The 23,269-nt window shown below is 42.6% G+C and carries 24 protein-coding genes; 10 read left to right on the top strand and 14 right to left on the bottom strand.

The window, feature by feature from the left end:
* Positions 1 to 21 precede the first annotated feature (21 nt).
* The 3 genes from rfaE1 to ACYVBM_RS04425 all read left to right on the top strand — a co-directional run bounded on the left by rfaE1 (position 22) and on the right by ACYVBM_RS04425 (position 2,627).
* Positions 22 to 1,008, top strand: coding sequence for a D-glycero-beta-D-manno-heptose-7-phosphate kinase (gene rfaE1, locus ACYVBM_RS04435; RefSeq protein ID WP_460684419.1), 987 nt, complete (start codon positions 22 to 24; stop codon positions 1,006 to 1,008).
* A complete protein-coding gene (gene rfaE2 / locus ACYVBM_RS04430) occupies positions 1,001 to 1,501 on the top strand; it encodes a D-glycero-beta-D-manno-heptose 1-phosphate adenylyltransferase (protein WP_460684418.1) in 501 nt (166 codons plus the stop codon). The genes rfaE1 and rfaE2 overlap by 8 nt, the downstream gene beginning before the upstream one ends.
* A 109-nt stretch (positions 1,502 to 1,610) precedes the next feature.
* Positions 1,611 to 2,627, top strand: coding sequence for a glycosyltransferase family 9 protein (locus ACYVBM_RS04425; RefSeq protein ID WP_460684417.1), 1,017 nt, complete (start codon positions 1,611 to 1,613; stop codon positions 2,625 to 2,627).
* Between the two features lie 64 nt (positions 2,628 to 2,691).
* Here the strand turns inward: ACYVBM_RS04425 and ACYVBM_RS04420 are convergent, their stop codons facing one another.
* The 5 genes from ACYVBM_RS04420 to ACYVBM_RS04400 all read right to left on the bottom strand — a co-directional run bounded on the left by ACYVBM_RS04420 (position 2,692) and on the right by ACYVBM_RS04400 (position 6,266).
* Complete coding sequence (locus ACYVBM_RS04420) at positions 2,692 to 3,921, bottom strand: MFS transporter (protein WP_460684416.1); 1,230 nt, start codon at positions 3,919 to 3,921, stop codon at positions 2,692 to 2,694.
* Between the two features lie 82 nt (positions 3,922 to 4,003).
* Positions 4,004 to 4,423: a type II 3-dehydroquinate dehydratase gene (gene aroQ, locus ACYVBM_RS04415; RefSeq protein ID WP_460684415.1), complete on the bottom strand. Its 420-nt coding sequence runs from the start codon at positions 4,421 to 4,423 to the stop codon at positions 4,004 to 4,006.
* 312 nt (positions 4,424 to 4,735) lie between these two features.
* Positions 4,736 to 5,125, bottom strand: a complete 390-nt coding sequence (locus tag ACYVBM_RS04410) for a hypothetical protein (RefSeq protein ID WP_460684414.1) — start codon at positions 5,123 to 5,125, stop codon at positions 4,736 to 4,738.
* A gap of 15 nt (positions 5,126 to 5,140) precedes the next feature.
* Positions 5,141 to 5,776, bottom strand: a complete 636-nt coding sequence (locus ACYVBM_RS04405) for a hypothetical protein (protein ID WP_460684413.1) — start codon at positions 5,774 to 5,776, stop codon at positions 5,141 to 5,143.
* 94 nt (positions 5,777 to 5,870) lie between these two features.
* Positions 5,871 to 6,266, bottom strand: coding sequence for a hypothetical protein (locus ACYVBM_RS04400; RefSeq protein ID WP_460684412.1), 396 nt, complete (start codon positions 6,264 to 6,266; stop codon positions 5,871 to 5,873).
* A gap of 158 nt (positions 6,267 to 6,424) precedes the next feature.
* Here ACYVBM_RS04400 and recN point away from each other — a divergent pair, with 158 nt between their 5' ends.
* From recN to ACYVBM_RS04385, 3 genes are all read left to right on the top strand, one after another.
* Positions 6,425 to 8,116: a DNA repair protein RecN gene (gene recN, locus ACYVBM_RS04395; RefSeq protein ID WP_460684411.1), complete on the top strand. Its 1,692-nt coding sequence runs from the start codon at positions 6,425 to 6,427 to the stop codon at positions 8,114 to 8,116.
* A 140-nt stretch (positions 8,117 to 8,256) separates the two neighbouring features.
* Complete coding sequence (locus tag ACYVBM_RS04390) at positions 8,257 to 9,063, top strand: phosphatase PAP2 family protein (RefSeq protein WP_460684410.1); 807 nt, start codon at positions 8,257 to 8,259, stop codon at positions 9,061 to 9,063.
* Positions 9,064 to 9,125: 62 nt separating this feature from the next.
* Entirely contained in the window at positions 9,126 to 9,944 is an 819-nt protein-coding gene (locus tag ACYVBM_RS04385) for an enoyl-ACP reductase FabI (RefSeq protein WP_460684409.1), read from the top strand.
* Positions 9,945 to 9,998: 54 nt separating this feature from the next.
* Here the strand turns inward: ACYVBM_RS04385 and ACYVBM_RS04380 are convergent, their stop codons facing one another.
* The 6 genes from ACYVBM_RS04380 to ACYVBM_RS04355 all read right to left on the bottom strand — a co-directional run bounded on the left by ACYVBM_RS04380 (position 9,999) and on the right by ACYVBM_RS04355 (position 15,019).
* The gene (locus ACYVBM_RS04380) at positions 9,999 to 10,376 is read right to left on the bottom strand and encodes a pepsin/retropepsin-like aspartic protease family protein (protein ID WP_460684408.1); all 378 of its coding nucleotides are present in this window, start codon (positions 10,374 to 10,376) and stop codon (positions 9,999 to 10,001) included.
* A gap of 51 nt (positions 10,377 to 10,427) precedes the next feature.
* Entirely contained in the window at positions 10,428 to 11,261 is an 834-nt protein-coding gene (locus ACYVBM_RS04375; protein WP_460684407.1) for an amidohydrolase family protein, read from the bottom strand.
* Positions 11,262 to 11,473: 212 nt separating this feature from the next.
* Positions 11,474 to 12,328 carry a fumarylacetoacetate hydrolase family protein gene (locus ACYVBM_RS04370; protein WP_460684406.1) on the bottom strand — a complete coding sequence of 285 codons (855 nt, stop codon included), beginning with the start codon at positions 12,326 to 12,328 and terminating at the stop codon, positions 11,474 to 11,476.
* Positions 12,329 to 12,425: 97 nt separating this feature from the next.
* On the bottom strand, positions 12,426 to 13,190 hold the full coding sequence (locus ACYVBM_RS04365) for an SDR family NAD(P)-dependent oxidoreductase (protein ID WP_460684405.1): 765 nt from the start codon (positions 13,188 to 13,190) through the stop codon (positions 12,426 to 12,428).
* Positions 13,191 to 13,302: 112 nt separating this feature from the next.
* Positions 13,303 to 14,463 carry a molecular chaperone DnaJ gene (gene dnaJ / locus ACYVBM_RS04360; protein WP_460684404.1) on the bottom strand — a complete coding sequence of 387 codons (1,161 nt, stop codon included), beginning with the start codon at positions 14,461 to 14,463 and terminating at the stop codon, positions 13,303 to 13,305.
* A gap of 4 nt (positions 14,464 to 14,467) precedes the next feature.
* Positions 14,468 to 15,019, bottom strand: coding sequence for a nucleotide exchange factor GrpE (locus ACYVBM_RS04355; protein WP_460684403.1), 552 nt, complete (start codon positions 15,017 to 15,019; stop codon positions 14,468 to 14,470).
* Positions 15,020 to 15,174: 155 nt separating this feature from the next.
* Between ACYVBM_RS04355 and ACYVBM_RS04350 the strand changes: the two genes are divergently transcribed.
* The 4 genes from ACYVBM_RS04350 to ACYVBM_RS04335 all read left to right on the top strand — a co-directional run bounded on the left by ACYVBM_RS04350 (position 15,175) and on the right by ACYVBM_RS04335 (position 22,079).
* On the top strand, positions 15,175 to 17,556 hold the full coding sequence (locus ACYVBM_RS04350; protein WP_460684402.1) for a hypothetical protein: 2,382 nt from the start codon (positions 15,175 to 15,177) through the stop codon (positions 17,554 to 17,556).
* Positions 17,557 to 17,589: 33 nt separating this feature from the next.
* Positions 17,590 to 19,989, top strand: coding sequence for a hypothetical protein (locus ACYVBM_RS04345; protein WP_460684401.1), 2,400 nt, complete (start codon positions 17,590 to 17,592; stop codon positions 19,987 to 19,989).
* An 87-nt stretch (positions 19,990 to 20,076) separates the two neighbouring features.
* Positions 20,077 to 21,126, top strand: coding sequence for a tRNA (adenosine(37)-N6)-threonylcarbamoyltransferase complex transferase subunit TsaD (gene tsaD / locus ACYVBM_RS04340; RefSeq protein ID WP_460684400.1), 1,050 nt, complete (start codon positions 20,077 to 20,079; stop codon positions 21,124 to 21,126).
* Between the two features lie 230 nt (positions 21,127 to 21,356).
* On the top strand, positions 21,357 to 22,079 hold the full coding sequence (locus ACYVBM_RS04335; RefSeq protein WP_460684399.1) for a tRNA1(Val) (adenine(37)-N6)-methyltransferase: 723 nt from the start codon (positions 21,357 to 21,359) through the stop codon (positions 22,077 to 22,079).
* 4 nt (positions 22,080 to 22,083) lie between these two features.
* On the opposite strand, the gene ACYVBM_RS04330 is transcribed toward ACYVBM_RS04335, so the two are convergent.
* The 3 genes from ACYVBM_RS04330 to ACYVBM_RS04320 all read right to left on the bottom strand — a co-directional run bounded on the left by ACYVBM_RS04330 (position 22,084) and on the right by ACYVBM_RS04320 (position 23,234).
* Complete coding sequence (locus ACYVBM_RS04330; protein WP_460684398.1) at positions 22,084 to 22,452, bottom strand: iron chaperone; 369 nt, start codon at positions 22,450 to 22,452, stop codon at positions 22,084 to 22,086.
* Positions 22,433 to 22,699: a DoxX family protein gene (locus ACYVBM_RS04325; protein WP_460684397.1), complete on the bottom strand. Its 267-nt coding sequence runs from the start codon at positions 22,697 to 22,699 to the stop codon at positions 22,433 to 22,435. Before ACYVBM_RS04325 ends, ACYVBM_RS04330 begins: the two co-directional genes overlap by 20 nt.
* Before the next feature lie 115 nt (positions 22,700 to 22,814).
* The gene (locus ACYVBM_RS04320) at positions 22,815 to 23,234 is read right to left on the bottom strand and encodes a VOC family protein (protein WP_460684396.1); all 420 of its coding nucleotides are present in this window, start codon (positions 23,232 to 23,234) and stop codon (positions 22,815 to 22,817) included.
* Between the last annotated feature and the right edge of the window lie 35 nt (positions 23,235 to 23,269).

The following is a 23,269-nucleotide window of genomic DNA, read 5'->3' as shown; positions in this document are numbered from 1 at the left end:
TAGCGAAACTATTATTATTATATGGTTCTGAAAGAGCAATTACTATCTTTTTCTGGTAAAAAAAAACAACCTCATATCCTCGTGATCGGTGATATTATGGCCGACCGGTATATATGGGGAAGCGCCAGCCGCATGTCTCCTGAAGCGCCGGTGCCTGTTGTAAATGTAAAAGATGAAACCATTACCCTCGGCGGAGCGGCTAATGTAGCCCAGAACCTGTATAAGCTCAACGCTAAGGTTTCGATATGCGGTGTTACCGGTAAAGACCCGGTTGCGGCTACTATCCTTGCACAGTTGAAAAAAGAAAATATAGATGCAACAGCTGTTGTTGCCGATGCATCAAGACCCAGTACTTTAAAAACGCGCGTTATGGCGGGCACACACCAGTTGCTGCGTGTGGACAGGGAAACCACTGCCGATATTTCCGCGCAAACAGAGGCTCAGCTGCTTAAGAAGCTCGAAGTAAAGATCAGCAAAGCTGATATGGTAATGCTTTCTGACTATAATAAAGGGCTGCTTACCCAAAGCTTCACTCAAAAGCTGATAGCGCTTTGTAACCAGGCAGGCAAAAAAGTAATGATAGATCCCAAAGGTCTCCATTATGAAAAATACACCGGTGCCTGGCTGATAAAGCCCAATAAGCGCGAGCTGGCAGAAGCTACTGTGACGGAGAAGATAGAAACCGGCTTCCAGTTGATTAGCGCGGCGCACAAGCTCCTGAAAAAAACAAAAACCCAATACCTGGTTGTAACCCGGTCAGAAGAAGGTATTTCATTGATCTCGAAAAAAACAGAACAGCATTTTTCTGTAAAAGCCAAAGAAGTGTTTGATGTAACCGGGGCCGGCGATACGGTTTTTGCCTGTCTGGGATATTTTATTGCCTCGGGTATTGATTTACCGGTAGCCTGCGAGCTGGCTAACTATGCAGCAGCGATTGCTGTAAGTAAAGTTGGCAGCGTAGCCGTAACCCTTGATGAAATAATATCTATAATAAAACCCCATGAATAGCAGTATCGAAAATATTATAAGGAGCCGGATCATGTCTTTAACAGAAGCGGCCGATTTACGCATACAATGGAAGCAGCAGGGCAAAAAGGTGGTATTTACTAATGGTGTTTTTGATATATTACATGCAGGCCATGTGCAATCGCTTATAAATGCCCGCAGCAATGGCGACTGCCTGATCGTTGGCCTGAATGCCGACGCATCGGTAAAAAGACTAAAAGGAGAAAACCGCCCTGTCATTGCTGAAGCAGACAGAGCCCTGCTTTTAGCTGCATTATCTTTTGTAGATGCAGTTGTTGTTTTTGATGAAGATACACCTATAAAGCTGATCAAAGCTTTACTGCCTGACGTTTTGGTAAAGTCTGCCGATTATAATATCGATACAATTGTTGGTGCCAGGGAAGTAATTGCCAGCGGCGGTGAAGTGAAAATAATGCCTTTTGTAAAGGGTTTGTCTACTACGAATATTATTGACAAAATCGCTCATGGAAAGTAGTTGTTCGTTCCCGTTTACAGGATACCGGTTTATAAGACCCAGCCTGCGACTGGTAACCTGTAACTGTCAACTGTTTTTTATTTATATTTAAAAATTTTACATTTATCAATTGTTTTCCCCGAAAAAAATATTAGTCATTCGTTTCAGCTCACTGGGAGATGTAATTTATACCACTCCTGTGGTGCGATGCCTTAAACTGCAACTACCGGAGACCACAATACATTTCATTACCAAGCCGCAGTTTAAATATATTTACGAGGGCAATCCGTACCTGGATAAGCTGCTACTCTTAAAAAGATCGCTCAACGAAACGATCGCTGAAATTAAAAATGAAAAATACGACTGCATTATTGATCTGCACAGCAATTTAAGAACGTGTATCATAAAGCTTCGGACAGGTATACGGTCTTACACCTATAATAAGCAAACGATCCGAAAATGGCTGAGCCTGAAGCTCCGGAAACAACTGGTCCCCCCCATTCACCTTGTAGACAGGTATTTAAAAGCTGCTGCTCCGCTTGGTATCGTAAATGATAACAAACCTATTGATTACTTCATAAAAAAAGAATACCAGCTATCCCGCTTACTCCCAGCCTCTCACCAGCAAGGCTATATCGGTTTTATTATTGGTGCCGCGCATTTTACCAAACGTATGCCCAATGAAAAGATTATTTCTGTTTGCAGGCAGCTCCGCCTGCCCGTAGTATTGCTTGGTGGTGCTGATGTACAGCAAAATGGCGCTTTTGTGGCTGCTGAAACGGGCGATAAAGTGTACAACGCGTGTGGTGCAACAAGCCTTGACGAGTCGGTTTTTTTAGTGTCGAAAGCAACCGCTATTATCGGTTTTGATACCGGCCTTACACATATTGCAGAAGCTTTCAACAAGCCCATTGCCTCGATATGGGGAAGCACAGTACCGGAATTATTAGGAGTTCAGCCTTATAAAATTGACCAATCGCTGGTAGCCGGTGTGCACATTAGCTGCAGGCCCTGCTCCAAGTACGGGCTGCCCCAATGCCCAAAAGGCCACTTTAAATGTATGCACGAAATAAACGAAGGAGCAATCATCAACTTTTGTAAGCAACAGGCAGATATGAGTAGCTGGATTTCAGAAGATAGACATTGACTGCGGACTTGCAATCTCAGACTTCCGGGCTTTCTGTCTTCTGGTCTTTTCCGGTTTCCCTTCCCTATACTTCCTCATAATTCAACTCCTTATGGAATGTTTCTTTAGAGGTAATAACCGCTATAGCGCATAATACAAATATGATAATACAGGTATAAATGCCGCCATTTACATATCCTACTCCCGGTAAGCTCCGTAAAAACTGGAACAGCAGCAACATCAGCGGAACAGCGCCACGCACCATATTAGGAATAGTTGTTGCAGCAGTAGCCCGCAAATTAGTCCCAAACTGCTCTGCTCCTATAGTTACAAATATGGCCCAGAAACCCGAGCCAAAGCCCAACGCGGCACACAAAAAATACATCAGCGCAGCGCTGCCGTTCCACTGAACGGTAAAGTACAGCACCATGCAAACGGCAGTGATGGCATAAAAAACATACAATGCCCTTTTCCGGCTCTGTAACCACTGGCTCACCAACCCGATAGAAACATCACCCACCGCCAATCCTGCGTAAGCGAACATAATAGCCTTACCGGGATCGATCTCTTCCATTATCCCAAATTCTTTTCCGAACTCTTTACTAAACGTCACCAAAATACCTATTACCAACCAGGTAGGCACACCGATCAGGATACTTTGCATATACCTTAAAAGCCGGTTACCGTTATTCAACAACATAAAAATATTACCGCGGCTCACCGCTTTCTCCTTCATATCTTTAAACATGCCCGATTCCAGTACAGATACCCGGAGCAGCAGCAGGGCAAGCCCTAAGCCACCACCGATAAAATAGCAGGTACGCCAGTGAAAATTTTCTTTGATAAAAAATGCAACTACGGCACCGGTTATTCCAAAACCAGCCACGATAGACGTGCCTATGCCACGTTTTTCTTTAGGCAGCAGCTCTGCCACCAATGTAATGCCTGCCCCCAGCTCTCCTGCCAGGCCAATACCGGCAAAAAAACGTATCCATTTATATTGCTCTACAGTTTGTACAAAGCCATTGGCAATATTACCCAAAGAGTATAGCAATATTGACCCGAAAAGCACACTGCTGCGGCCTTTTTTATCACCTACAATCCCCCATAAAATACCACCAAGCATCAGTCCGAACATCTGCCACGACAGTATACTTTCTCCATCGGTTGTGATTTGTGCGGCAGTAAGCCCCATATCTCTTAAGCTGGGTATGCGAATGATCCCGAAAAGCAGGAGATCATAAATATCTACAAAATAGCCCAGCGCCGCTACTATAACGGTAATATTAAAAACAGAGGCATTTTTCTTATTCATTTGCATTCGTTAGCTTTTAAGCTGACAGATGACTGATGGCAGATGACAGAAAACACAAGCTGTCAACAGTCAATACCCGCTGCTATCGGTTTATAAAATATTCTACGGCCAGCCTGTACCCGTCAAGCCCCAGTCCGCAGATGGTTCCGGCAGCTTTGGCGCTTACATAAGATAGTTTTCTAAACTCCTCTCTTGCATGAACATTGCTGATATGCACTTCTACTACCGGCGTTTTAATAGCTGCGATACAATCACCAATAGCAACTGAGGTATGGGTATAGGCAGCCGGGTTTAAAATAATTCCATCCACTTCGCTGGCCAGTTGCTGCAAGGCGTTCACCAGCTCTCCCTCTACATTGCTCTGGTAGTATTCGAACGAAATGGCGGGATATGTGGTTTTCAGCTTTTCAAAAAAACGCTCAAAACTATCAGCACCATAAATACCGGGCTCCCTCTGTCCCAATAAATTAAGATTAGGCCCGTTAATAATGGCTATTTTCATCTGTTTATTTTTTATATTTTTTATTATCAGATGGAATTACGCATAAAATCATCGTCGCACCGGATATAAATTACTCGATGATTTTTATGCTTCATTTCATGCTTTTTTATTTTCGTTAAAATTAAAAATAAGATCAACAGGGACTAAATATATAGTAAAACACCGAACTATATCTAAAGCACAAAAAATATTACCCTGAAAGCAAAACACTGAAGGCTGAAAGCAGGTTGCGGTTACAAATTACGGGTATTGTTGTTCCAGCTTCTTCCGTACCCGCTGCCTTCCGGTTTCCTGACTCTCATATCCACCGTGTCAGGGCTTTACCCATACAGAAAGATATTTCTTTGTCTCCTCTCGTGTGGGCATTTTGATGTTTGCGATCAGCGCTGTGCCTTTAAAGAACCTGATCTTTAAAGGTCTAAAATTATCTCTCGACCATTGCAATATTTTGTATGCTTCATGGCTTTCAGGCGCGGTCATATCCAGGTAGAAAAAACCGGCATATATACCAAGTCCCAGCCGGAGACTGTCTCCTTGAGTATGGCCTATCTGTGATACATGCAATAAACGATACGCTTCTTCGACAGGTTTATCGGAAGCGATCGTTATTTCATTAAAGTGAAAAGACCGGGAGGTACTGCACGAAAGTGCCGCAAATAAAAGCCCGCATCCCATTACCAGAGAGAATATGATCCTTTGCATAATAAGTTTAAACCTTTACAACAAATCCACTTCACGCGTGGTAGCTTCAAGCTGTCCACCGCTTTGAAGGGTGTAGACCACTTTAAACTGCGCTGCCTTTATCCCGTTTTCAGGAAGGCCGGTAAGAAAAAAAGGCAGCCCCAATCCAGTAGCACCAGTAGTACCCCTATCAGAGGACAAATAACGTAATACTTTCCAATCCTGTAAAGAAACCTCAGGGTTATTCGTTCCAAATTTATTGGTAACATCGCTGCCTGCCGGGAGATCTTTGCCAAAATCTTTCAGGGTGATAATTTTCAGGGAAACGATAGTATCGACATTTACAAATTTCAGATTTTCCGCATAAGCTGTATTGATAAAAGGCACAAAAGCGGAAGGCTGTGGTTTGTCTACCTGTTCAGGAACACCTCTGACCAAGATGACATAGTCTTCTTTTTTGACGCTGCCATCTGCCTCGCGGCTGCCGGCGCTAATACTCTTGTCGCCATTCTTTGCCTCTAACGATTTTATTTTGAAATAGATATAATGCGTGTGGCCGCCGATTATGTCGCCATCAGGGTCATTACTATTTTTTGTACAGGCAAAGAACAAACCGGGCAACCCTGTGGCAAGGCAAACCAACAGGAAGGTTTTGAAAATAAAAGATTTCATATAGAAGATTTATAAGTTGCCCATCAAGACGTATATTTATCAAAAAGCGCAACAGTGGGTTAAAAATACTTCCTATTCGCTATTTACTGCGTTGCTACCGTATAAATAAAAATATTACAGGCTTCATAAAGCTGATCATATTCCAGAACCAACGGTTCCGGTCATATCGCCTGTCGCCGCATTCAATAATGCAGGCATGATAAGCATATTTTCTAAAAATCCCGAAAGAACAGATCTGTCTCAAAAACAAAAGGGCTTTATAAGCATATACATGTCCCAATATTTCTATAATAAAGGAGTTCGGGCTAATTTTTATTGCCTGCCCATATTCCTTTTCATATGACTCCAGAATAAGAATGCATAACGTCTCCAGATCCCTGAAACTTTTGCTGATCGTATGCCGCAGCGCATAATTAGCATATAACCGAATGATGCCCTGTTTGAATCTGACTTTTAATATTTCTTCTCCAATAATAAATTCCTTATCCAATTAAAATTTTTAATCTGGCTAAATTACATTTTCTTTCCGGTTAGCAATTTCCATATACACTAATTTCTCCTGAACTATTTTTTATTTTCTTTTGCCAGAAGAAACTTCCATAATTTTTTTTCGCCTATCCTTTCTGTATTTTATGAACGGAAAATTTCATGTACGTTTGCTGTGTGCTGCAACATTTATCTATAAGCAACTATGCCATTATTGATGAGCTGGAAATAGATTTTTCCGGTGGTATGAACATCATTACCGGGGAAACAGGCGCCGGTAAATCCATTATTATTGGTGCTTTAAATTTAATACTGGGCGAAAGGGCCGACACATCGGCCCTGGTAAACAAAGAAAAAAAATGCGTGATAGAAGGTATTTTTAATGCCGAAGGGAAAAAGCTGGTCAGGAATTTTCTTACAGAGAATGACCTGGACGAGCAGCAGCAGCTGGTTATCAGGCGTGAAATTGCCACGTCAGGCAAGAGCCGCGCTTTTATCAATGATACGCCGGTAAATCTTACACAATTGCATAGCCTGAGCGAACTGCTGGTAGACCTGCACCGGCAATTGGATACCCTTTCTTTAAACGACAGCAGCTTCCAGGTAAATGTGATTGATGCACTAGCCAATACACAACAAGCCGTTTCAGGCTACAGATCAGTTTTTGCAAAATGGAGACAAGGCCTCAAAAACCTGGACAGCCTGAAGCAGCAGCAGCAACAATTTGAAAAAGAAAGCGATTATAACAGATTCCAGTTTGAAGAGTTGGAAGCATTCAACTTTAAAGAGAATGAACTGGAAGTTATAGAGTCAGAGTTAAAGATACTTTCAAATGCGGAAGGTATTAAGAGCACACTTAGCCGGGTTTATGGAGAACTATCTGAAAGCGAACATCCCATCACGCAACAATTAAAAAGCCTTGTACAGCTTTTGAGCAGCTATAGCAGCTATCACAAAGATCTGCCTGCTATTACAGAAAGACTGCAAAGCGCACAAATTGAGCTCGGCGATGTTGCGTCTGATCTGGAGCGCCTGAACAACAGCATCAGCTACGATGCTGAAAAAATAAACGAGCTGAATGAGCGCATATCTGGCGGTTACAGGCTGCAGAAAAAGCATGGGGTTCAATCTACCAACGAATTACTGGCAATACAGCAGCAGCTCGAGAAAAAACTACAGGCCGTTCTGAATATCGGCGACCAGGTTGCCGAACTTGAAAAACAGGTATCCGCATTAGAAAAAGAAGTGTTCATTACAGGTGAAAAAATATCCGCATCCAGGAAAAAACAAATTCTTGCTTTTGAAAAACAGGTAAACCAGATGCTGGCACAGGTAGGTATGCCTAACGCTGCGGTAAAGGTTTCCATATCATCGCAGCCTCCTACAGAAAGCGGGATAGATAGAATTGAATATTTATTTGATGCCAACCTGCCTGCCGTACAGGCAGGTAAAAGCGGGCAGTTCAAGCCGCTAAGTAAAGTGGCCAGCGGTGGTGAGCTAAGCCGTGTAATGCTTTGTATTAAAAGCCTGGTAGCCGAAAAAATGGATATGCCTACATTGATCTTTGACGAAATAGATACAGGTATTTCAGGTGAAGCTGCTAAACAGGTAGGCATCATTATGAAACAGCTGGCAGCGAACAGGCAGGTGATCTGCATTACCCACCAGCCGCAGATTGCCGGCAAAGCCAATGCTCATTTCTTCGTGTATAAAGAGCTGAAAGCCGATCAGGTAAAAACCAATATCAGGCAGCTGAATAAAGAGGAGCGAATAACGACCATTGCGAAAATGCTGGGAGGTGAAAAACCTACTGCGGCTGCTCTGGAAAATGCCCGTGAAATGGTACAACATTAGCACTAACAAAGGGAGTTGCAGATTGACAAACTGCGATAGCTTTCCTGCATAATGATTTTATCTAAATAATATTTATAGCCCTCTTTCTGAAAATCTCTAAGTCCATACATTGTATAAAACCACTGAGAGCACTATCTTTCATGCTGCTCTTTTTTTCCTGTTTTTCTGCAAATGCACAAAAACAGGGTACTGATGCTAATTTACAACATACCGATTCAATTGCTGCTATTACTGACTCCCTTCTCCACATCAGCAAGCAGTACGAAAAGTTAAATAAGGATTTTGTCATAAGCAGTTTCAAAGATGGGATCCGAACTGTAGAAAAACCTCTTCACTGGCAACAGAAAGACTGGCTAAAATTTTCTGTAATTATGGGCACTGTGGGCGCTGCCATGATCTTCGATAAAAAGATCCAAAGCATCGCCCTGCACAATCAAAATAATTTTTCGTATGGTATAGCCGGTATTGCAGGGCCTGTTGGCAGCAATTATAGCCTGTTGGTCTTCCCTCTTGTATATGCTACCGGACTCGCAAGTGGCAACAAACATATTGAAAGCATTGGTTTAAGAGGCAGCAAGGCTATGGCTATTTCATCCGCTATCTGTTTTGTCTCAAAAAATATCATCAGACGCAGCCGGCCCGATGCCAGCGAAACGCCATTTAACTATGCCCTGCCTTTCGGCAAACACCGGTACACTTCCATGCCATCGGCCCATACAAGTATCGCCTTTACTATAGCTACAGTGCTGGTACAGGAGTTCCCTCACGAAAAATGGTTAGCCCCGGTTGCATATTCCCTGGCATCCCTTACCGGCGTTTCACGCATTTATCATAACCGGCATTGGGCCAGTGATGTAATATTGGGCGCGGCCCTGGGCTATTTTGTAACCCGAACCGTTTATGCCATCGAACGAAAGAAATACCGCAAACGGCCAGTGTTCCGGTAATTTTACTGAACCGGTATTACAAATCAAAATCAATCCTTACTTTTACCACCTAATTTTTAACTATGGCTTATAATCTTTTAAAAGGGAAAAAAGGAATTATATTCGGCGCGCTGGATGAAAAATCCATAGCCTGGAAAACAGCGCAAAAGTGTTATGCGGAAGGTGCAGAAATTGTGCTAACCAATGCACCTGTTGCTTTACGTATGGGAACCATTAACCAGCTTGCCGAAGAATGTGGCAACGCTCCTGTAATCGGCGCTGATGTCACCAATATGGACGACCTGAAAAACCTGGTTGAAAAATCAATGGAACATTTTGGCGGAAAACTCGATTTTATCCTGCATTCGGTAGGAATGGGACTAAACGTAAGAAAAGGCAAGCATTATACTGAAATGAACTACGAGTGGAACCAGAAAACATTTGATATTTCTTCCATGAGCCTGCACAAGGTTTTAAAAACCTGCTGGGAGCTGGATGGGCTGAATGAACATGCAAGTGTGGTGGCACTTACCTACATTGCTGCACAGCGTGTGTTTCCCGATTATAACGAAATGGCTGATGCCAAAGCCTTGCTGGAAAGTGTTGCCCGGATGTTCGGTTATTATTATGGCGAAAGAAAGAAAGTGCGCGTGAACACCATTTCACAATCGCCTACACCCACCACTGCGGGCAGTGGCGTAAAAGGGTTTGACAGCTTTATTGCGTATGCCGAAAAAATGAGCCCCCTGGGCAATGCCCCTGCAGAAGCCTGTGCCGATTATGTGGCGGTTATGTTCAGCGACCTTACCAAATATGTAACCATGCAGAACCTCTTCCACGATGGCGGGTTCAGCTTTACAGGCGTTACACCAAAGGTACTGGATGCTATGACAGAAGAATAATTTGTATTTACTATAAAATATAGAATGCCCGGCAGATAACCGGGCATTCTATTATCAAATCAGCTGCAGCTTAGCCACTTTAGGATCTACTTCCACTATATCATGCTCAAAATTTAACATGATACGCCATTTTTGAAGCGTTGCCGCGCCAATAATGGCTTCCTCGCTCAAATTAGGCACTACCAAGAACTCATCAGACAGTAAAACATCATTAATATAGAAATCTAAAGCAACACGATACTTCACCTCTATAAAAAGACCTTCGCTTGCCGTAGCCAGCTTTCTGATCCTTCCCAACGGCTGCAGATCAGCAATACCTTCCACCATATCAGGATTTATACACGACAGGTTAGCGCCGCTATCAAATAGCGTGTAAAGCATTTTCTCTTCTTTGGAGCCAACAAATAACAAGGGTACTTTTATTACACGCATTGTAGCATCTTTCTATAAAGTTACAGTTCTGTGTAACATAGTCAGACCATGTTACAATCCATAAAACTTTATCGCGTTCCCTCCGTAAAAAGCCCTCTTCTCGTTTTCAGAAAACGAGGCAAAATAACTATCTACAATCGCCTTCATCTTTTTGTATGAAGCAGCTACCAGGCAAACCGGCCAGTCGCTGCCGTACATTATACGTTCAGCGCCGAAAGCCTCCACCACTGTATCCAGGTAAGGGTTAAAATCTGCCGGTTTCCATTTTTTCCATTCAGTCTCGGTGACCATACCGCTTATTTTACAGTACACATTAGGCAGCTGGCCTATGGCCTGTATATCCTGTTTCCAGCCATCTACTTTGCTATCCTTTATATAGGGTTTGGCAATATGGTCGATCACAAATTTCTGGTTGGGGAAAGCTGTTGCCAGCTTCTTTGCATATTTCAGCTGGTCGGGGAAGATGAGGATATCGTAAGTGAAATGGTACTTTTCTAACAGGCTGATGCCATTCATAAATTTTTTTCTTAACATCAGCGCCCTGTCCTTCTCGCCCTGCAATACATGGCGAAAGCCTTTCATTTTCGGGTAATAACTATAATGCGCCAGCTTATCCTCAATATTCTTTGCCTGCAAATCTACCCAGCCTACCACACCTTTCACAAAATCGTTTTGCATAGCGTTGGTCAGCTGAAAAAGATTCTCTACTTCCGATTGATCGCTTTGTACTACCACACAGCCTTCTATTTCATTCTGATCTAAAACAGGTTTCAGATCTTTGGGCAAAAAATCGCGCTGTATTTTTTTCATGGAATCATCAATCCACGAATCGCGAACGGGATCAAATACCCAAAAATGCTGGTGGGCGTCTATTGTATGGGCCATATTTGCTTGATTATTGAACAGTATTTATTGAATATTTTGCCTACAAATATCGTAGTAGTCCATTTCGTTCTATCGTACATTTCGTTTTTATCGCTAAAAGCGATAGAATAAGTGCTCGAGACGAGGGCGTCTCGAACAGCTACTGTAAACCATTGTTCATTATTATAGCAATTTAAAAATAGTCCATGGGCTATAGTCAATGGGCTACAAGCCTACCTGCTCCACGCCACGCAGGTCTGGCTTGAGGTTCCCAACCCGTCAATGCCTAATTCAATTACGTCGCCGGGTTTAAGGTAAACCGAAGGGCTGAATCCCATGCCTACACCAGCCGGGGTTCCGGTAGATATTACGTCGCCGGGTAAAAGCGTCATGAACTGGCTTACATAGGCAATAACATAAGGCAGCTTAAAAATAAAATTGGCAGTAGTACCATCCTGCATGGTTTGTCCGTTCACTTTCAGCCACAGGCGCAGGTTATCAGGATCTGCAATTTCATCTTTAGTAGCAAGGAAAGGCCCAAGCGGAGCAAAGGTATCGCAGCCTTTTCCTTTATCCCAGGTACCGGCACGCTCCAGCTGGAACTCGCGTTCGCTTACATCGTTGTGCAACACATAGCCCGCTACATGATCCATTGCCTCAGCTTCTTCTACGTAACTGGCTTTTTTGCCGATCACAACGGCCAGTTCCACTTCCCAGTCTGTTTTTACAGAATTCCGGGGGATGATAACATTATCGTTAGGACCGCATAAAGAAGTGGTAGACTTCATGAAAATGACCGGTTCGGCAGGAATGGTAGCGCCGGTTTCCTTCGCATGGTCGGCATAGTTCAGTCCAATGCACAGTATTTTGGATGGGCGGGCCACAGGGCTGTCCAGCCTTTCCTCTTCATTTACCACAGCAAGTTTTCCCTTATTGTCGTTTACAAACTTTTGCAGCCGTACAAGGCCAGCATTTTCAAAAAAAGCCTCATTGTAGTCTTCTCCAAAAGCAGAAGTGTCATATTTTACACCATCAATAATAACTCCCGTTTTAATATTGCCGGGTTGGCCGTAACGTATCAGTTTCATGTTTTATTCCTTTGTCATGGTGAGCTTGACGAACCATGATGTTATAATGAAAACGCCCTTCGTCTTCCGATAGATCGGAACAGGGCGACATTTGTATTTAATTATTCAATTTAATAAATCCCCCATCAATCGGGTAATCGCAGCCGGTAATAAATGAAGCTTCATCACTGCACAAATAAAGTATCAGGGCTGCGATCTCATCGGGCTTAGCCATACGGCCAATAGGCTGGGTTTGCGATAGCTTCTCAAACATTTCAGCTTCCCTCCCCGGATAGTTTTTAGCTAAAAAACCATCTACAAAAGGCGTGTGCACCCTTGCCGGAGAAATACAATTGCAGCGGATATGATCTTTTATGTAATCTTTTGCGGTGGATAGCGTCATAGCAAGCACGGCTCCTTTGCTCATGCTATAGGCAAACCTGTCGGGTATACCTACGCTCGATGCAATAGAAGCCAGGTTCAGGATCACTCCGCCACCGTTTCTTTTCATTAACGGGATGGCTGCATAAAGGCTGTTATAAACACCTTTTACATTTACATTAAAAACTTTATCGAAATCTTCGGCAGCAGTGGTTTCTACTTTGCCAATATGAGAAATACCCGCACTGTTTACCAGTATATCAATACTACCGGCAGTACTATAAGCCATAACTACTTCGTGCTGATCAGCTACATTTACAGGCAGTGCAGTAGCATTGCCCCCGGCGGCTTTAATGGCTGTTACTGTTTCTTTTGTAGCTTCTTCATTCAGGTCTGCTACAAATACATGAGCACCTGCTTTACCAAATAAAAGGCAAACAGCTTTGCCTATGCCGCTGCCACCGCCGGTTACAATCGCTTTTTTATTATTTAACTGAAACATTATATTTTTTACAGAACCTGAAAGATACTAAAATGATTCTTCTAAACTTAAAATCCAAGCACGAAAAAAGCTGTTGCAATAAACAACAGCTCCAGGTAGTTTTACTAATTTCTTAGCTAAACAAATCTTTTATTTTATCAAAAAATCCCTTCTCACTTTTTTCTGGTTGGGGTTTCAGGTTGGGAGAGCCGGAAAGCTTTTCCAATGCGCCTCTTTCCTCATCACTTAAATGCTGGGGCGTCCATACACTAACATGAATCAGCTGATCGCCCTTTTCATAGTTAGCATGTACATTAGGAAATCCCTTGCCCTTCAGTCTGAATATTTTCCCGCTTTGTGTCCCTGCCGGTATCTTTATTTTCGCTCTTCCATCAATGGTAGGCACTTCCGCATTTGTACCAAATACGGCATCTGTAAAGGAAATATGAAGGTCGTAAACAACATTTAGCCCTTCACGCTGCAATTCGGTATGCGTTTCTTCTTCAATCAAAACAATCAGGTCTCCGGGCATGCCTCCGCGCTCACCGGCATTTCCCTTTCCGCCAATGCTCAGCTGCATGCCTGCCTGTACGCCAGGCGGCACATCAATAGAAATGGTTTCCTCGCCATAAACCCTGCCACTGCCTTTACAATGAGGGCATTTAGAAGTAATAGTAGTACCCTCACCATTACAATCAGGACAGGTGGTCACCGTTTGCATTTGCCCCAGGAACGTATGCTGTACTCTTCTTACCTGGCCGCTCCCCTGGCAGGTGGTACAGGTTTGTACGCTGCCCCTGTCTTTAGCCCCGTTCCCGCCGCAGGTATTACAGGTGGTATATTTTTTTACTTTAATATTTTTAGTAACGCCTTTAGCTATTTCCTCGTAATTCAATTTAAGCTTTACACGAAGGTTGCTGCCACGTACACCACGCGCCCGCTGAGCGCCACTTCTTGCCTTTCCGCCGCCAAAAAAACTGCCAAAAATATCATCACCGAAAACATCTCCAAACTGACTGAAGATATCTTCCATATTCATACCGCCACCAAAGCCCCCACGTCCTGCACCACTTAAACCGGCATGGCCAAACCGGTCATACTGGCCGCGCTTATCCGCATCGCTTAATACTTCGTATGCTTCTGCTGCCTCCTTAAACTTCTCTTCAGCGGCCTTATCTCCAGGATTTCTATCCGGGTGATACTGCATAGCCACTTTACGGTATGCTTTTTTGATCTCCTCAGCAGTTGCGGTTTTGGATATACTTAATATTTCGTAAAAATCTCTTTTTGCCATACTCTTATTTTCCTACTACCACTTTTGCATGGCGTATAATTTTATCGTTCAGATAATAGCCTTTTACAATCTCATCTATTACTTTACCCACCAAATCCGCTGACGGAGCAGGCACTTCAGTAAGCGCTTCATGAAGATCGGGATCAAATTCATGTCCAACTGATTCCATTGGTTTTAGGCCTTTTGATTGCAGCGTATTTCTAAGCTTACCAAATATAAGCGAAATTCCTTCCTTCAGCTTTTCATCATTGCTGGCTTCTAACGGCCCGGTTGCACGCTCTACATCATCCAGTACGTCCAAAAGTGAAACGACCACATCCTTACTGGCGATTTGTGAAAACTCATCCCGTTCTTTCCTGGTCCTCCTTCTGAAATTATCAAATTCAGCAGCCAGCCTCAGGTACTTATCCTTGCTTTCGGCCAGCTCTGCTTTTAAAGATTCCAGTTGGTTCTCTTCTACAGGATCATTCAGGTGCTCCGTGCCACTCAGGTTTTCATCGGCATTGATGTTTAATTCATCCTGATCTGAAAAATTATCATTGTTTACATTCATCATATCATTATTTGTTGACAAAACTAAGCATGACAATAATATTGCCAATGAAAAAATGAGGACAAAATGTCTGTTTTCCTGGCAAACAACCGGCTAATAATAAACTTATGAGATTTTGTTCAGTCATTTATATTATTTTCACTTACTGATTTATCTGTATGAAAAATATTTTCTTACTCATCCTGGGTGTAATGTCCGCCACCCTCCATTCTATCTCCCAAAACATTGATAATAAACTAATTGAGTGGACAAAGATCAATCCGGTGGAAAAATTATACCTGCAACTGGACCGTGAAAGCTATTTTTCGGGGCAAACGATCTGGTTTAAAGGGTATTTTATGAGCAATTTTGTTCCTTCCGGCAAAAGTTCTACCCTGTATGTCGAGCTGGTGAATAACCGATCAGATATTATTGTACGCGGCATTTTCCCCGCTTATTTAAGCACTACTCTCGGACAGTTAGACGTGCCCGAAAACACACCCGCCGGAACCTACCAACTGAGAGCCTATTCTCCCCTGATGATGAATCAGCCCGGTTTTATCTTTTATAAACGCATCACTATTTCCGGAAAAGAGGCCAGAAAGAAAGAGATAAGCCCTTCCGGGAATAACAACCAGCTCCTGTTTTTCCCCGAGGGAGGGAATATGATCTCCAACCTGATGAATGTAATAGCTTTTAAGGCAACTGATAAGAACGGATTGCCCATGAATATAACGGGTGAAATAATGAATAATACAGGAGCGGTAATCACTACTTTTAAAACAATGCACGATGGTATGGGATCTTTTCCTCTCCTGCCCATTGAGGGAGACAGTTATTTTGCAACTATTGCGGGATCGGAAGAAAAATACCCTTTACCACAACAAACAAAAAACGGTATCCTATTCAGCGTAAGAAGTACAGCACAGGGAAAACAGTTCAGGATACAAACGGGCAGCGATGAACCAGCCTTTAAACCGGCTTATATGATAGGCCAGATGGAAAATGAAATAATGTTCAGGCAGCCCTTCAGGGATGGCAAAAAAGAGATCAACGGCTTGATCCCAACAAATAATTTTTACTCCGGCATATTGCACCTTACCGTTTTTAATAAAGACGACATGCCGCTGGCCGAACGTATCACTTTCATTGATAACAGGGATTATATACTGCCCGGAGAGTTACGGGTTGATACCCTGGATACAGATGCCAGAAAGCGGAACCACTTTTCAATTTTGCTGCCAGATACGGTTATAGGTAATTTTTCTATTTCGGTAACCGATGCTGATTATGAGAACGAAACCACCAGGCCGCAGAATATATACTCCTGGTTTTTACTGAACAGCGATATAAAAGGTTACGTACACAATCCTTCTTATTATTTTAGCTCCGAATCAGAAATGGTAAAGAACACTATAGACCTGGTGATGATGACCAATGGCTGGACGCGTTTTAAATGGACAGATGTGGCGCAGAATAAATTGCCGCCACCCCGGTTTAAAGATCCCGGATATATCAGCCTTAAAGGCCGGGTCATGATCGAAGGTACTAAAAAGCCATTGGAGAATAAGGACATCATAGTGATGATGCGCCCCGTAGATTCTACCCTGGGTAAAAATAGTGTTTCCCGGTTTATGCATACAGACTCATCAGGATATTTCAATATAGATTCGATGATTTTTTATGATAAAATGAGGATCCTGTTTTCAGATGTACGGGGCAAAAAAAGTAAATTTATTACTGTGAAGCTTGATGGCGATTCATTGACCAGGAAATATAATATCCCACCTATTACATTACCTTTTGACAGCAGCGAAACTGTAAATACAGCTAAAATGATGAGCGCTTATAATGATTACAACAAAGCTGCAGGCCTTACACTTGAAAATGTTACGGTAAAAGCGAGGCAAAAAACAGAACAGGAAAAGCTTGATGAACAATATGCGAGCGGGCTGTTCGCGGGGGGCATCAACGGCCGTACCCTGGATCTGAGAAATGAAAATTATTCAGGTAGTATTTTTCAGTATTTACAAGGCAGGATAGCAGGCCTGACGGTTTCAGGAACCCCGGGCAACTATGTGCTAAGCTTCAGGGGAGGCGGCTTTGGGGGAAGTAATGTTTCGCTTTTTCTTGACGAAATACCTACAGATGCTTCTATGATAGAATCTATTTCCGTTAACGAGATAGCCATGGTAAAATTACTTCCCAATTCTGTTGCAACTCCCGGCGGAGGTACGGTGCTGGCCATTTATATGAAAAAAGGGATTGAACTGAGCGCCTCGCTGGAATCTCCTACCGATATCATTACTTATAATGGATATACGGTTGTAAAAGAGTTTTACAATCCCGATTATGATAAACAGCCTGGTAATGAAAAGGCCGACAACCGGTTAACTATGGCATGGTATCCTACTATATTTGTGGCAGATGTAAATCCTAAAATACCAGTGATATTTTACAACAACGACCGCACTAAACGTTTTAAAATAGTGGCAGAAGGAATAACAAAAGACGGCCGGATGCTGATGATCGAAAAATTTATAGAGCCGAAGGCTCCATAAATGCGCATCATTTTTGTGTAAATACATTGTTAAATGCATCCTTTAAAAGGGAATACCGAAAACCCGGCTTCCCGTTTTTTTGTAATGTATTTATACACAATGACTATTTTAAAACATATATGTCTTTTATTTTTGACGGGTGGCCTTTTTACCGGGATCCATGCACAATCCCCCGATCAAAAACTTGAATCGTGGCACCACAGTAACCCTGTCGAAAAGATATATCTGCACCTTGACAGGAAGGATTATTTTGCAGGGCAAACCATCTGGTTCAAAGGTTATTTTATGTCTGACTTTTTGCCTTCGGCGAGAAACTCCACCTTGTTTATAGAGCTTATTAATCCCGGTGGCCATATTATTGCTAAAAAAGTATTGCCTGTTTTTGGTGGCATCACTTACGGGCAGTTAGATATACCTGATACTGCCACAACCGGAACTTACCGGCTCAGGGCCTATACCCCTTTAATGCTGAACCATAATAAGGATTATTTATACAGCACGCCAATCCGTATTTACGGCAGAACCTCAAAGATAAAAGAAACAGGCCTTAACAAAGTTTCCTTATCTTTTTTCCCCGAAGGTGGAACCCTGTTGGCCGGAGTAGAAAATAATATTGCTTTTAAAGCCACCGACAACAGAGGATTGCCGGTAAATATATCAGCCGATATAAAAGATAATACCGGAACTGTTATAATACAGGCAAAAAGTATACACGACGGTATGGGTACGTTTCAGTTAACCCCTCAGACCGGTAAAACATATATTGCGGAGTTTAATAACAGCAGCACTCCCTTACCACCAGCTGTAGAAAAGGGGCTTTCCATCAGGGTTACCCCTTCAACAGGGAGCTTACCATACACTTTTCATACATCTGGGGAAAGCAGCTTTACCCCTGCTTACCTTATCGGGCAAATGCAGCATAAAATAATACTAAAGGAGCCACTTGGTAGTAGTACCGGAGGCAACATCAACACTTCAACCTTCCCTTCAGGAGTGTTGCAGCTTACCTTTTTTAACAAAGAGGGCATGCCTTTGGCCGAACGCCTTGTATTGATCAATAATAAGGAATATAAGGTGGATGCCAGCCTGAACCGGCAAAAGATAAACATAAAAGCAAGAGGATTGAACCAGTATATCATTGAACTGAACCAACCCGTAGCGGGTAATTTTTCGGTATCGGTAACAGATGATCTTTTCAATGAGCCTGGATTACGCAAAGAAAACATCCTTTCTTCCCTGTTGCTTACCAGCGATATTCCGGGTTATGTGCATAATCCTGCATTTTATTTTACCGAGGATGAGAATACCAAAAAAGCGGCAGACCTGGTAATGCTTACCAATGGCTGGCGGCGCTTTAACTGGAAAGAAGTCGTACAAAATAAACTGCCCCTGCCGGTATATAACGACCCGGGTTATATTTCTCTGTCGGGTAAGGTAAACGTGCGTGGCTCCGGGAAAAGTTTTGCCGAGCGTGACCTGCTGATCTGGGTGGCCACTTCAGATTCGGGCCGTGCCCTGCAAATGGTAAAAACTGATGCCGAAGGACGTTTCAAAATGGATTCGATAGTATTTTTTGATAAAGCAAAAGTGTTATTCAGTGATATAATGGGTAATAAAAGCCGATTTATCACTGTAAAGCTGGATACTGATTCGTTATACCAGACCTATAACCTGCCTGCACTACACATGCCCGCTGCTGTAAACACTAATACCTCGCTTGCTAATAATATGCAATCGGCCTTTTCCAGCTATACAAAGGGCAGTGGAGTTTTGCTGGACAATATTCATATTGAAGGACGAAGGCTTACTTTAGAAGAGCTGGAAAAAAAATATATGAGCGGGCTGTTTGCTGGAAATATAAATGCAAGAACCATCAACCTGACCGGCCAGTTTATTCCCCAAATGAATATTTTTGAATGGCTAACAGGACGTGTTGCCAGCTTAAATGTGCAGAGAAAAGGTTTTGAAGATTACAGGTTGTATTTCAGGCAGCAACCGGTACAGTTATTTCTCGATGAAATGCCAATGCAGGATGCAGGCTTCATATCAGCCATTCCACCCAATCAAATTGCCTTAATAAAGATATATCCGCAGTTTATCGGTGCCCGCGGTAACAGTCCTGCCATTGCTGTCTATACCAAACGGGGTGATGATCTGAATGAAGAAATGGAAAGCACCGGAGATATTGTGGATTACGATGGATACAGCATTATCAAAGAATTTTACAGCCCCGATTATTCCACCCCTCCTGATATAGATTACCGCGACAACCGCCTTACTTTGTTCTGGCAGCCGGAGGTAATTACAGATACGGCCAACGCGTCAATACCAGTTCATTTTTACAATAACGACCGCACTAAAAAATTCAAAGTCATTGCCGAAGGTATTACTAAAGATGGTAAACTTTTAATGCTCGAAGAAACGGTAGAATAGGCGTACCTGCACCACCGGTCGTTACAATTATTTTAGCTTTACAATCCGGCAAATGTTATGGATATTTGCACCTCTTTATTTTAATACATGTCACCAAACAATATCATATTAGCCATTGAATCCAGCTGCGATGAAACATCAGCTGCCGTTTGTGCAAACGGGAAAATACTATCCAACAATATAGCCACACAGGCCATGCACGCACAATATGGCGGCGTTATTCCCGAGCTGGCATCGCGCGCGCATTTGCAAAATATAGTGCCGGTTGTAGACGTAGCGCTGCAACAGTCAGGGAAGACACTGGAACAACTGGATGCTATCGCTTTTACACAGGCACCAGGATTAATAGGATCGTTATTGGTAGGTGCCGAATTTGCCAAATCTTTAGCGCTGGCCCTGAACAAACCCTTAATAGCGGTAAATCACATGCAGGCGCATGTTTTAGCGAATCTCATCCCCGACAGGAAGCCTGCTTTTCCTTTTTTATGTTTAACGGTTAGCGGCGGTCATACACAAATTGTACTTTGCAAATCTCCCGTAGAAATGGAAATTATCGGAGAAACAATTGATGATGCTGCAGGAGAAGCATTTGACAAGTGTGCCAAATTGCTGGGCCTTCCTTACCCCGGCGGGCCTTTAATTGATAAATATGCCAGAGAAGGCGACCCCGATCGCTTCCGGTTTCCTGAGCCTAAAATACCGGGATACAACTTCAGCTTCAGCGGATTAAAAACAGCGATCCTTTACTTTTTAATGAATGCAGGAAAAAGCCAGGTATATAAAGAAGCGTTTACAGCAACCGAAGATGAGAAAAAGCAATTCATTGAAGCCAACCTTACGGATATATGTGCTTCTGTTCAGAAACGGATCATTACTATTTTATTAAATAAGTTCAGGAAAGCAGCAGAGGATGTGGGTGTAAAAGACATTTGCATTGCCGGGGGCGTTTCGGCCAATAGTGGGCTGCGCAAAGCTTTTACTGAACTGGGTGAAAGGAACGGATGGAACACTTTTATCCCCGAATTTCAATATTGTACGGACAATGCAGGAATGATCGCTATTACGGCCTATTACAAGCTGCTTAATAAAGATTTTACCTCATTATCGGTGCAGCCGGCAGCCCGGGGATTTGAATGAAGATGGGCTATTATTCATCTGAAAGAAAATAAGAGCTAAATAATCTAATGTAAAGTTAACCGTGAGTGGTGAACAGTGAGTAGTGAGCAAAGCCCCTGAATATGCAGTATTCACTCACCTGTCTGGCGTCAGGTAATTTACCTAAAATACGACAACTTGCAATTAACATAACACTAATTACCAAACCCTGATAGTTAAGTCCATTGTTTAACGTCTAACATCTCAATCTATTGCCTAATCCTTATTTTCAATTTAAGCAGTTCACTATTCACCACGATCAGTGTAGTATGAAAGTAACTACCGACTCCTGCCTGTTTGGAGCATGGGCTGCTAACGATATCGAAACAACCGGTACACCGCTCCGCCTGCTCGACATTGGAAGCGGCAGCGGTTTACTCAGCTTAATGCTGGCGCAGCAAATCCATGCCAGCATTGATGGCGTTGAATTACAGGAAAACGATTACCGCCAGTCGGTAAAAAACATAAGCGCCTCTCCCTTTTATAACCGGGTACAGGTATTTAACGCAGATGCACGATCTTTCAGCTATACCCAAAAATATGATCGTATCATAAGCAATCCTCCTTTTTATGAAAGCGATCTGAAAAGCAGCGTAAAAGGGAAAAATATTGCCCATCATGATGATGGTTTAAAGCTGAATGAACTTATCCCATTAATTGAAAAACTATTACAGCCCGGAGGCGCATTTTACTTATTATTACCTGCAAGAAGACAGGAAGAGATACAGGATATAATAACCGGAGGGCGTTTATTTATCAACAAGGTTGTTTTTGTAAAGCAAACCGAGAACCACACTCCTTTCAGAATTATGCTCAAAGGCTCTTTTAGTAAAACCGGTATAGCAAGCCGGGAAATAGTTATTAAAAAGGGTAACATTTATACTGATGAATTTAACCGGCTGTTACAACCATATTATCTTGATAAAGAGGTTTGAACTTTTACCTTTTCACCTCTACCTCTTTTTTACGGAAAACCAGTATCCGTTTTATTAAATCCAACGGTAAGGGTTTATCATGCGGAAACTGAATGGCAGACTTTGACACTTTCATTCCCATCAAATCATTTTCAAACCCCTCTAAAAATGCTTCGCTCCACGGGCTTGATAAAGTGAGGTGCTTTGGAAATGCGCAATAGTAAATCAAGAATTGCTTACCGATTTTGAAAGCAGGTATCTGGTAGCTGATCACCTCTTCTGCTTCGGGCATTATTTGATGCACCAGTTTACGAATAGCCTGCATTTTTTTCAGCACATCACCTGTAAATGTACTTTGATATTCGTCAATCGTTTTAAAATTTGTTTTTGCCATTGTTTTGAATTTTTTGATTGTATAAATATGGCACTGCAAGGATAATACCTACCACGATTGGCATTAAAATAAAAACGGCATTTTTATCTACCGCCATATGGCTGATGACGGCAAATACCAGGTTGAACGTCAGTCCCGCATACGCCCATTCTTTTAGCTTGGGGTGCAACCGGGGAGTGATTAAAGCCGTTGCGCCCAATACTTTGCAAATAATAAGTGCATAAACCCAGGGGGTTTGTGCCTGCATTGACGTATCCCGGCGCGAAAAGCAGTGTACTCAAGGGCATCAATCCTTCCCAAAGAAAAATAACAACGGTAGCTGTGCAGAAAATAATTTTTTGCTTTTTCATTACAGTAAAATTTTAACCGTTCGCATTTTTGTTGTAATTAAGCACCCAGTGGTTACCGAATTTGTCCGTAAGGCTACCAAACAATACACCCCAAAAATTTTCTTCTAGCGGATGACTGGCAGTTCCGCCTGCTGAAAGTTTTGCATAGCAATCTTTAATTTCTTCTTCACTGCTGCAATTTAATGAAAGCAAAACGCTGTTGCCTTTTATCAAACCCTGCTCACTCACCATATCAGAAGCCATCAGCAACAGTGCCTCTTTGGAAAGTGTAGCATGCACAATGCAGTTTTTCATTCGCTTCGGCATTTTTGCTGACAATGGCGATTCACCAATGGTTTGAAAGGTAAGCTCACCGCCCAGGCATCCTTTGTAGAATATCATTGCCTCCCGGCAGTTGCCATTGAATGTGAGATATGAATTTATTTGTGCCATTTATTTCTTAATTAGTCTTTTTTGGCATTTGATCT

The organism is Niabella aquatica, from assembly GCF_054779315.1.
Note: the sequence above shows the minus strand (reverse complement) of the source record. Positions and strands in the feature narration are given on the sequence as shown.